Here is a 9,506-nt window from a genome sequence, read left to right on the forward strand (position 1 = left end):
TCTGACCGTTTCTCGACTTCGCTCGAAACGAACGGGCGTTATATTACCCCAGATGCGTGGCGGACCAGTCGGCCTTGGCGCTCCAGCTTTCGGTGCTGCCCCTGACGGTGCAGCCCTTGTCGCCTTCGCTGACCGCGCCGATGCGGAAGACGGTTTCGCCCGCATCCTCCAGCGCCTTGGTGACGGCGGAGACATGGGCTTCGTCCACGGCCAGCACCATGCCGACGCCGCAGTTGAAGGTGCGTGCCATCTCTTCCGGCTCGATATGGCCCTGCGCCTGGAGGAAGGCCATCAGGCGCGGCTGTTCCCAGGCGTCGGCGTCGACCGTGGCGTGGCAGCCGTCGGGCAGGACGCGAGGGATATTTTCGAGCAGGCCGCCGCCGGTGATGTGGGCGAGGGCGTGGATCATGCCGGCGCGGACCAGCGGCAGCAGGCTCTTCACATAGATTTTCGTCGGCGCCATCAGCGCGTCGATCAGCAGCACGTCCTGATCGAAGATCGCCGGGCGATCCAGCCGCCAGCCCTTGTCGGCGGCGAGGCGGCGGACCAGCGAGAAGCCGTTGGAGTGGACGCCGGAAGAGGCGAGGCCTATCAGGACGTCGCCGGCCTTCACCTTGTTGCCGGTCAGCGCCTTGGCGCGTTCGACCGCGCCGACGCAGAAGCCGGCGAGATCATAGTCGCCCGGACCGTACATGCCCGGCATTTCAGCGGTTTCGCCGCCGATCAGCGCGCAGCCGGCCATGCGGCAGCCCTGCGCGATGCCGGCGATGACGCGTTCGGCGACGCCGCTCTCCAGCTTGCCGGTGGCGTAATAGTCGAGGAAGAACAGGGGCTCGGCGCCCTGCACGATCAGGTCGTTGGCGCACATGGCGACCAGGTCGATGCCGACGCCGTCATGGCGGTCATGGTCGATGGCGAGCTTCAGCTTGGTGCCCACGCCGTCATTGGCGGCGACCAGCAGGGGATCGTCATAGCCCGCGGCCTTGAGATCGAAAAAGCCGCCGAAGCCGCCCAGTTCGGCGTCGGCGCCGGGGCGGCGGGTGGCCTTGGCCAGGGGGGCGATGGCGCGGACAAGGGCGTTGCCCGCGGCGATGTCGACGCCGGCCTTGGCGTAGCTGTAGGATTCGTTCTCGCTCATAGTTCCGGCCCCTAGAGCAAAGGCGCGGAAAACGGAACCTTCGATGTAAAGGGCATATCTTCTGGCATGGAGGTGGGGATAAGTCTCGCGTTGCCGCTTGGCATGGCGGGCAATTGTCGCCAAAAGGGCGCGCGTGAGCCTGAGCCAGACCATTTCCCGCCCCGCAGCCCTGTTGCGCCTGCTCTCGCGGCCCGTCCAGATTGCGATCGCCATCGCATTGGGCCTGGCCGCAGCGGCCCTGTTCGCGCAGATGGAAGGCGAGCGCGGCGTGCCGCCGATCGCCAGCGGCGGCGATTTCGAGGTGCGCGGGGTCAAGGTGGACGTGTTCGCCAAGGATGCCGACAGCGCCCGCTATGCCGGCTGGCGCATGGCGCAGCGACAGGCGTGGCGGATGCTGTGGACCCGCACCCATGGCGGTGGCGGCGCGCCGGCCTTGTCCGATTCGCAGCTTGAGGCGATGATCTCCGGCATCGAGATCGATTATGAGCAGGCCGGGCCGACCCGCTATGTCGCGACGCTGGGCATCTTGTTCGACCGCGCCCGGACGGGCGCGGTGCTGGGCGTGTCGGGCAATGTGATGCGATCGCCGCCGCTGCTGGTGATCCCGGTGCTGTGGGACGGCGGATCGGCCGTATCCTATGAGCGCACCAACGAATGGCAGAAGGCCTGGGCGCGATACCGCACCGGCGACAGCGCGATCGACTATGTCCGGGTGGCCGGATCGATCGCCGATCCCATACTGCTGAACGCCGGCCAGACCGGGCGGCGCGGGCGCTTGTGGTGGCGCGTGCTGCTCGACCAATATGGCGCCGCCGATGTGGTGATCCCGATCGCGCGGCTCGACCGCGCCTATCCCGGCGGGCCGGTGACCGGCACTTTCACCGCGCGCTACGGCCCCGACAACAGCCTGATCGGCAGCGTGACGCTGCGCGCGTCCAACGACAGCGGATTGCCCAAGATGATGGACGAGGGCGCACGGCGGATCGACGAACTTTATATCCGGGCGCTCAACGACGGCCGCCTGCGGCCTGACCCGTCGCTCATCATCGAGGAGCCGGTCGATCCGGCCGCGCTGGAAATCGAGAATGCGGTCGAGGCGCCGGTCGAGGCGGTGGAACTGCCGAGCGTGGCGTCCAGCGGCACGAGCTTCTCGATCCAGTTCGACACGCCTGACGTCGGGTCGATCGGCGCCGGCGAATCGACGGTGCGGTCGATCCCCGGCGTGCGCACCGCCAATACAAGCAGCCTGGCGCTGGGCGGGACGTCGGTGATGCAGGTCAGCTTCGACGGAACGGTCGACATGCTGCGCGCAGGGTTGCAGGCGCGCGGCTATAGCGTCGCGGTGTCCGGCACGACGCTGCGGATTACGCGGCGACAGGCGTCCCCGCCCCCGCAATGAGCCAGATCAGCCTGCCCTTCGAATGGCATGGTGGCGCGGGTGATGGCGACTTTCTGGTCAGCGACGCCAACGCCCAGGCCGTCGCGCATCTGGAACGGTGGCGCGAATGGCCGCTGTCGGTGAGCGTGCTGACCGGCCCGCGGCGGTCCGGCCGGTCCACGTTGGCGCGCCATTTCGCGCAGATGAGCGGCGGCGAGATCATCGACGACGCGCAGGGGCAGGACGAGCATCGGCTGTTCCACGCCTGGAACGCGGCGCAGACCGAGCGGCGGCCGTTGCTGATGGTGGGGCTGGCGCCGCCGGCAAGCTGGACCGTGGCGCTGCCCGACCTGCGATCGCGGCTGGCCGCCGCGCCCCATGTCGCAATACAGGAGCCGGACGAGGCGTTGGCCCGCGCGCTGATCGAGCGGGCGTTCGACACGGCCGGGGCGGGCTATGCCGCCGACCTGCCCGAATGGCTGGTGCGCCGAGTGGAACGCAGCTATGGCGCGCTCGCGGCGGTGACGCAGTTGCTTGATCGCGCCGCACTGTCATCTGGACGCAAGATTTCTGTCGCAATGGCGAAAGAGGCTCTGCAAGCCGCCGGCTTTCTGCCTATAGTCCCGCCCGATCCCCCCCCTCTGCAACGCGAGTAATCCGTGGCCGAAGCCGATCCCTCCGCCAGCCTGGCGCTGCCCAGCGACCGTTATTTCAACCGCGAACTGTCCTGGCTGGCGTTCAACCAGCGGGTGCTGGAAGAGGCGATGAACCGCGCCCATCCGCTGCTGGAGCGGCTGCGCTTCCTGTCCATTTCCGGCGCGAACATGGACGAGTTCTTCTCCGTCCGGGTCGCGGGGCTGAAGGGGCAACAGTTGCAGGATGTCGACCTGCGCTCCGCCGACGGGCTGACCCCGGCGCAGCAACTGGCCGCCCTGACCGAGGAAAGCACGCGGCTGATGCTGGCGCAGCAGAAGGTGTGGGGCGCGGTGCATGACGAACTGGCGCAGGTGGGCATCGAGGTCATCGGTCCGGCGAGCGAGATGGATGAGGCCTGCGGTCAATGGCTGCGCGAGCATTTCCTGACGCAGATCTTCCCGATCCTGACGCCGCAGGCGCTGGACCCGGCGCATCCCTTCCCTTTCATCCCCAATCAGGGGCTGTCGATCATCTTCGACCTGGAACGGCTGTCGGACAAGCAGCCGATTCGCGAACTGGTGATGATCCCGCCGACACTGGCGCGGTTTGTGCGCATCCCCGGCGATCTGGCGCGCTATATGGCGCTGGAGGCGGTGATCCGGCGGTTTTCGGCGGACCTGTTCCCCGGCTATCGCGTCCGCAACAGCGGCGTGTTCCGCATCATCCGCGACAGCGACATCGAGATCGAGGAAGAGGCCGAGGATCTGGTCCGCCATTTCCGCAGCGCGATCAAGCGGCGTCGGCGCGGTCGGGTGATCCGCATGGAGATTGAGGAGCGCATCCCCGAACCGGTCGAGGAGATGTTGCAGGACATGCTCCAGGGCCATGAAGCGGTGGTGGTTGAGGTGGAGGGGTTCGTCGGCATCGGCGACCTGTCCGGCATCGTCGACGCCGACCGGCCCGATTTGAAGTTCGAGCCTTATGCGCCGCGCTTTCCCGAGCGTATCCGCGAATATGGCGGCGACTGTTTTGCCGCGATCCGGGCCAAGGACATCGTCGTCCACCATCCCTATGAGGCGTTCGACGTCGTCGTATCCTTCCTGAAACAGGCGGCGGTCGACCCGGATGTGGTGGCGATCAAGCAGACGCTGTATCGCGCGGGCAAGCAGTCGGCGATCATCCGCGCGCTGATCGACGCGGCGGAGGCGGGCAAGTCGGTAACCGCCGTGGTCGAGTTGAAGGCGCGGTTCGACGAGGAACAGAATCTGATGTGGGCCGACGCGCTGGAGCGCGCGGGCGTGCAGGTGGTCTATGGCTTCATCGACTGGAAGACCCACGCCAAAATCTCCATGGTGATCCGGCGCGAGGGCGAGCAGTTCCGCAGCTACTGCCATTTCGGCACGGGCAATTATCACCCGATCACGGCACGCATCTATACGGACCTCAGCTTCTTCACCGCCGATCCGGCCTATAGCCGGGACGCAGCGGCGCTGTTCAACTATATCACCGGCTATGTCGAGCCGGAGCGGCTGGAAAAGCTGGTCATGTCGCCGCGCGACCTGCGCGACACGCTGTGCCGCCTGATCGACGCGGAAATCGATCATGCCCGCGCCGGGCGGCCCGGCACCATCTGGGCCAAGATGAACAGTCTGGTCGATCCGGCGATGATCGAGAAACTCTATGCGGCGAGCAATGCGGGGGTCCAGATCGACCTGATCGTGCGGGGCATATGCTGCCTGCGGCCTGGGGTGCCGGGCATGTCGGACAATATCCGGGTGAAGTCGATCGTCGGCCGTTTCCTGGAGCATAGCCGCATCGCCGTGTTCGGCAACGGCAAGGCGCTGCCCAATAATGGCGCGAAGGTCTTCATCAGTTCGGCCGACTGGATGCAGCGCAATTTCGACCGGCGGGTCGAGTTCATGGCGCCGATCGAGAATCCGACCGTGCATGACCAGATATTGGACCAGGTGATGGTCGCCAACCTGATCGACACCGAACAGAGCTGGTCGCTGGACAGCGAGGGCCATTATACGCGGCTGGAACCGGGCGACAGGCCATTCAACCTGCATCGGTATTTTATGACCAATCCGTCGCTGTCCGGGCGCGGCGCGGCGCTGGACAATGAGGCGGTGCCGACATTGCGCCTGAGCGGGCGCGCCTGATGAATTCGATGCTCAGCCGCGTTCGCGCCGTCGCCGAAAGCATGGCGACGTCGCCCGAGCCGGCCCATGCCCGGACCGCGATCATCGACATCGGGTCGAACAGCGTGCGCCTGGTGGTGTATGACGGGCCGCGGCGCATCCCCTTCATCCTGTTCAATGAAAAGGTGATGGCGGGGCTGGGCGCGTCGCTGGCGAAGACGGGGGCGATCGAGCCGGAGGCGATGGACCGCGGCCTGCGCGCCGTGGGCCGTTTCGCCCATCTATGCCGCGCGATGAAGGTGACCGAGACACGCTGCGTCGCCACCGCGGCGGTGCGGGATGCGACCAACGGGGCCGCGTTCATCGCCCGCGCGAAGGATATGGGCGTGACCGTCGAATTGTTGACCGGCGCGCAGGAGGCGATCGGCGCGGCGATGGGCGTGTTGTCGGGCATTCCCCATGCCGACGGCATCGTCGGCGACCTGGGTGGGGGCAGCCTGGAGCTGGCGCGCATCCGGGGCGGTACGGTGGAGCAGACGATCTCGCTGCCGCTCGGGGTGCTGCGTCTGCCGCAGATTCGGGCCAAGGGGCCGCGGATTCTGGAGCGGCAGGTGGTCAAGATGCTGGAGAAGGCGGGATGGACGCCGGAACCGGACCTGCCCTTCTATCTGGTCGGCGGGTCGTGGCGCGCGCTGGCGCGGTTCGACATGCAACTGACCAGCTTTCCGCTGCCCGTCGTCCATCAATATGAGATGACCGCCGCGCGGGCCGAGCAACTGACCCGGATCGTCAGCCATGTCGATCGGACGCGGTTGAAGCAGATTCCGGCGATGACGGGATCGCGCGTGCCGACGCTGCCCGATGCCGCGGCGCTGCTGTCGGTCGTGGTGCGGCAGTTGAAGTCGAGCCGGCTGGTGGTGTCGGCCTACGGCCTGCGCGAAGGGCTGCTCTACGAAGATCTGCCGGAGGATATCCGGGCGCACGACCCGCTGCTGGTCGCGGCCGAGGCGGAAGGGGAGGCGCAGTCGCGTTTTCGCGGCCATGGCGACCGGATCGACAAGTGGATCGCACCGCTGTTCGCCGACGACGATGCCGCCGCCCGCCGCATTCGCCGCGCGGCCTGTCTGCTGGCCGATGTCGGCTGGCGCGCCAATCCCGATTTCCGGGCGGAACGGGGCGTGGAGATCGCGCTGCACAGCAATTGGGTGGGGATCACCGCGCCGGAGCGGGCGATGCTGGCGCAGGCGCTGCACAGCCATTTCGGCGGCGGCATGGGCTGTCCGCCGGGCGTGGAGCGGCTGGCGAAGCCCGAAGAATTGCGTCGCGCGGCCCTGTGGGGGCTGGCCATCCGTCTGGCCCAGCGCCTGTCGGGCGGGGTCGAAGGGCCGCTGGCCGTGTCGCAACTCAGCCGGACCGAGGGGCAGATCGATTTGCAACTGCGCGGCGAGGACGCCGACCTCTATGGCGAGACGGTCGGGCGCCGCCTGCGCAACCTGGCGCAGGCGATGGGGGTCAAATATCGCTTGTTCGCGGGGTAGGGTGCCCACCCCTCTTCCAACTTCGCCAAGCCGCTACGCGGCAAGGCTGCGTATCCTTCTCCCCACGGGGAGAAGGTGAAGGAGCGCCGCTTGTGACTCTTCCCCCACTGCGTAATTGCCGGTAAGGGCGGCCGATGACTGCATCTCCCGCGCCCATCAGCCGTTCGCTCTTCGGATTCTCGATCTTCTATGGCGGCATGGTCTGCATTGCCGGGGTGCTGGGCAACAAGCAGGTGGCGCTGGGGCCGTTGGCGGGGATCGGGCCTATGGTGGGGCTGGGGCCGCTGGCGGTCGAGGCGGGGATCTTCGCCTTCCTTCTGCTGGTCACGATTTCCAGCGCGGTAGCGGAATTGCATGGCCGCGCCGTCGCCAACCGGCTGGTGCAGATCGGCTTCCTGCCGCTGATCGCGTCGATCCTGCTGTCGATCGTCGTGCTGGCCGCGCCGGCGGCGGGCGACATGGACCCCAAAAGGGCCGAAGCCTTCGCCATGATGATGGGCGGCACGCCGCGCATCTGGCTGGGCGGGATCATCGCCTATGGCATTTCGCAGACGTTGAACGTTACCCTGTTCGCGCTGCTCAAGGGGCGCGAGGGTGCGCGGCTGCTGTGGCTGCGGGCGGCGGTCGCCAGCATCCTGTCGCAGATCGTCGATACGCTGCTGTTCGTGACGATCGCCTTTTACGGCGTATTTCCGATCGGCGAATTGCTGCTGGGCCAGATGCTGGCCAAGGTGCTGCTGTCGGCGATATTGGTGCCGCCCGTCATCTATCTGCTGGTCGCGCTGGGGCGGCGGCTGGATCGTCGCTGAGGCGGCGAGTGCAACAGCTGTGGCGCATTCGCGATTCTCGTTAGTTGGCGAACTAATCGTTCGGCCATGGCGCGTATGATTCGGCGACGGGTGGAGCCTGCTGGCGATAGGTCGATCCAACTTGTTCCGTTCGTTTCGCGCGAAGTCGAGAAACGTGGGCATGGCGCCACCGGCTTCTCGACTTCGCTCGAAGCGAACGGGCCAATGTAGAGTCATCCCTCTTCAGCGCCTGGACCGGACTCACGCCTTTGCAGGTGCACGGCGGGGTGTGCGCAAACCTTGCGGCGGGCGGCATATGGCCTTATGCGCCCGCGCATGAACAGCAAGCACGCTCCCGATCCCGCGCTCCTGGCGAAGGCCGAAACCCTGGTCGAGGCGCTGCCCTATATGCAGCGCTATGCGGGCAAGACCTTCGTCGTGAAATATGGCGGCCATGCCATGGGCGATCCCGAAGCCGCGCGCGATTTCGCCGAGGATGTCGTGCTGATGAAGGCGGTGGGCATCAATGTCGTCGTCGTCCATGGCGGCGGGCCGCAGATCGGCGCGATGCTGAAGAAACTGGGCGTCGAATCGCAGTTTATCGGCGGGTTGCGCGTGACCGACGCGGAGACGGCCAAGATCGCCGAGATGGTGCTGGCCGGATCGATCAACAAGGAAATCGTCGGCTGGATCGCCGGGGCGGGCGGCCGTGCGGTGGGCATTTCGGGCAAGGATGGCGGGCTGGTCCTGTGCGAGAAGGTCGGCGGCCGGCGCGAGGCGGACCCCAATTCGGGGATCGAGCGCAATGTCGATCTGGGCTTCGTCGGCGATCCGGTGTCGGTGGACCGGCGCATCCTGGACACGCTGGCGCAGGCGGGCATCATCCCTGTCGTCGCGCCGGTGGGTATCGGCACCGATGGCCATACCTATAATGTGAACGCCGACACGATGGCCGGGGCGATCGCCGCGGAACTCAAGGCGTCGCGCTTCTTCCTGCTGACCGATGTCGCGGGCGTGCTGGACAAGCAGGGGCAGTTGCTGAGCGACCTCGACCCGGCGGCGATCGCCGTGTTGCAGCAGGACGGCACGATCAGCGGGGGCATGATCCCGAAGCTGGAAACCTGCGTCCGTGCGGTCGAGGGCGGGGTGGACGCCGCGGTCATCCTGGACGGACGGGTGCCGCACGCGATGCTGCTGGAAATCTTCACCGATCAGGGCGCCGGTACGCTGGTGCGGAAATAAGGAACGGCTGATGACGCTGACTTCGCTGATCGTCCCGACCTTTAGCCAGATGCTGGGCACTTTGTCGGGCTGGCTGGACAAGGCGCAGACGCAATTGCCCGCCGCCGATGCCGAGGCCTTGCTGTCGGCGCGGCTGGCGCCCGACATGTATCCGCTGGCGACGCAAATCCGCTTCGCCTGCGTGCAGGCGCATGAGGCGGTCTATCGGTTGCAGGGCAAGGCGTTCCCCGCCGCGCTGGACGGATTGCTGAACGAAGGGCGCGAGGCGGGCGAGCGGCCCGGTTCGATCGCGGACGCGAAGGCGCGGATCGGCGAGGCGCTCGCCCTGTTGCAAAGCCTGTCGGCCGATGCGCTGGACGGGGCCGAGGGGACGGCGATCGCCCATGCGCTGCCCAACGGCATGATATTGGACCTGACCGCGGAGCAATATGCGCGGGATTGGGCGTTGTCCCAATTTTATTTCCACCTGATGACCGCTTACGCGATCCTGCGGGCGCAGGGCGTGGCGCTGGGCAAGGGGGACTATGTCGCGCATATGTTCGGCCATATCCGGCCGGGGACGATGCCGGCGGGCTAGTGGCCCGAATCTGAAGTTCGTCACATTATCTGGCAAGGTCTGAGCGAACTTCAGATTCATCAGGGCCA

General features: G+C 66.8%; 8 protein-coding genes. 7 read left to right on the forward strand and 1 reads right to left on the reverse strand.

Features of this window, described 5'->3' with window-relative positions:
* Positions 1-43: 43 nt before the first annotated feature.
* The gene (gene purM / locus K9B33_RS16890; RefSeq protein ID WP_224550238.1) at positions 44-1,138 is read right to left on the reverse strand and encodes a phosphoribosylformylglycinamidine cyclo-ligase; all 1,095 of its coding nucleotides are present in this window, start codon (positions 1,136-1,138) and stop codon (positions 44-46) included.
* A gap of 133 nt (positions 1,139-1,271) precedes the next feature.
* Here purM and K9B33_RS16895 point away from each other — a divergent pair, with 133 nt between their 5' ends.
* The 7 genes from K9B33_RS16895 to K9B33_RS16925 all read left to right on the forward strand — a co-directional run bounded on the left by K9B33_RS16895 (position 1,272) and on the right by K9B33_RS16925 (position 9,438).
* On the forward strand, positions 1,272-2,537 hold the full coding sequence (locus K9B33_RS16895; protein WP_224550239.1) for a heavy-metal-associated domain-containing protein: 1,266 nt from the start codon (positions 1,272-1,274) through the stop codon (positions 2,535-2,537).
* Positions 2,534-3,172: a chromosomal replication initiator DnaA gene (locus tag K9B33_RS16900; protein ID WP_224550240.1), complete on the forward strand. Its 639-nt coding sequence runs from the start codon at positions 2,534-2,536 to the stop codon at positions 3,170-3,172. Before K9B33_RS16895 ends, K9B33_RS16900 begins: the two co-directional genes overlap by 4 nt.
* A 3-nt stretch (positions 3,173-3,175) precedes the next feature.
* On the forward strand, positions 3,176-5,314 hold the full coding sequence (locus K9B33_RS16905) for an RNA degradosome polyphosphate kinase (RefSeq protein WP_224550241.1): 2,139 nt from the start codon (positions 3,176-3,178) through the stop codon (positions 5,312-5,314).
* Positions 5,314-6,831 carry a Ppx/GppA family phosphatase gene (locus tag K9B33_RS16910; protein ID WP_224550242.1) on the forward strand — a complete coding sequence of 506 codons (1,518 nt, stop codon included), beginning with the start codon at positions 5,314-5,316 and terminating at the stop codon, positions 6,829-6,831. The genes K9B33_RS16905 and K9B33_RS16910 overlap by 1 nt, the downstream gene beginning before the upstream one ends.
* 134 nt (positions 6,832-6,965) lie before the next feature.
* Complete coding sequence (locus tag K9B33_RS16915; protein ID WP_224550243.1) at positions 6,966-7,640, forward strand: queuosine precursor transporter; 675 nt, start codon at positions 6,966-6,968, stop codon at positions 7,638-7,640.
* Positions 7,641-7,943: 303 nt separating this feature from the next.
* The gene (argB, locus tag K9B33_RS16920; protein WP_066605722.1) at positions 7,944-8,861 is read left to right on the forward strand and encodes an acetylglutamate kinase; all 918 of its coding nucleotides are present in this window, start codon (positions 7,944-7,946) and stop codon (positions 8,859-8,861) included.
* A 10-nt stretch (positions 8,862-8,871) separates the two neighbouring features.
* Entirely contained in the window at positions 8,872-9,438 is a 567-nt protein-coding gene (locus tag K9B33_RS16925) for a DUF1993 family protein (protein ID WP_224550244.1), read from the forward strand.
* Positions 9,439-9,506 lie beyond the last annotated feature (68 nt).

Source organism: Sphingobium sp. 3R8 (assembly GCF_020166615.1).
Classification (GTDB): Bacteria; Pseudomonadota; Alphaproteobacteria; order Sphingomonadales; family Sphingomonadaceae; genus Sphingobium; species Sphingobium bisphenolicum.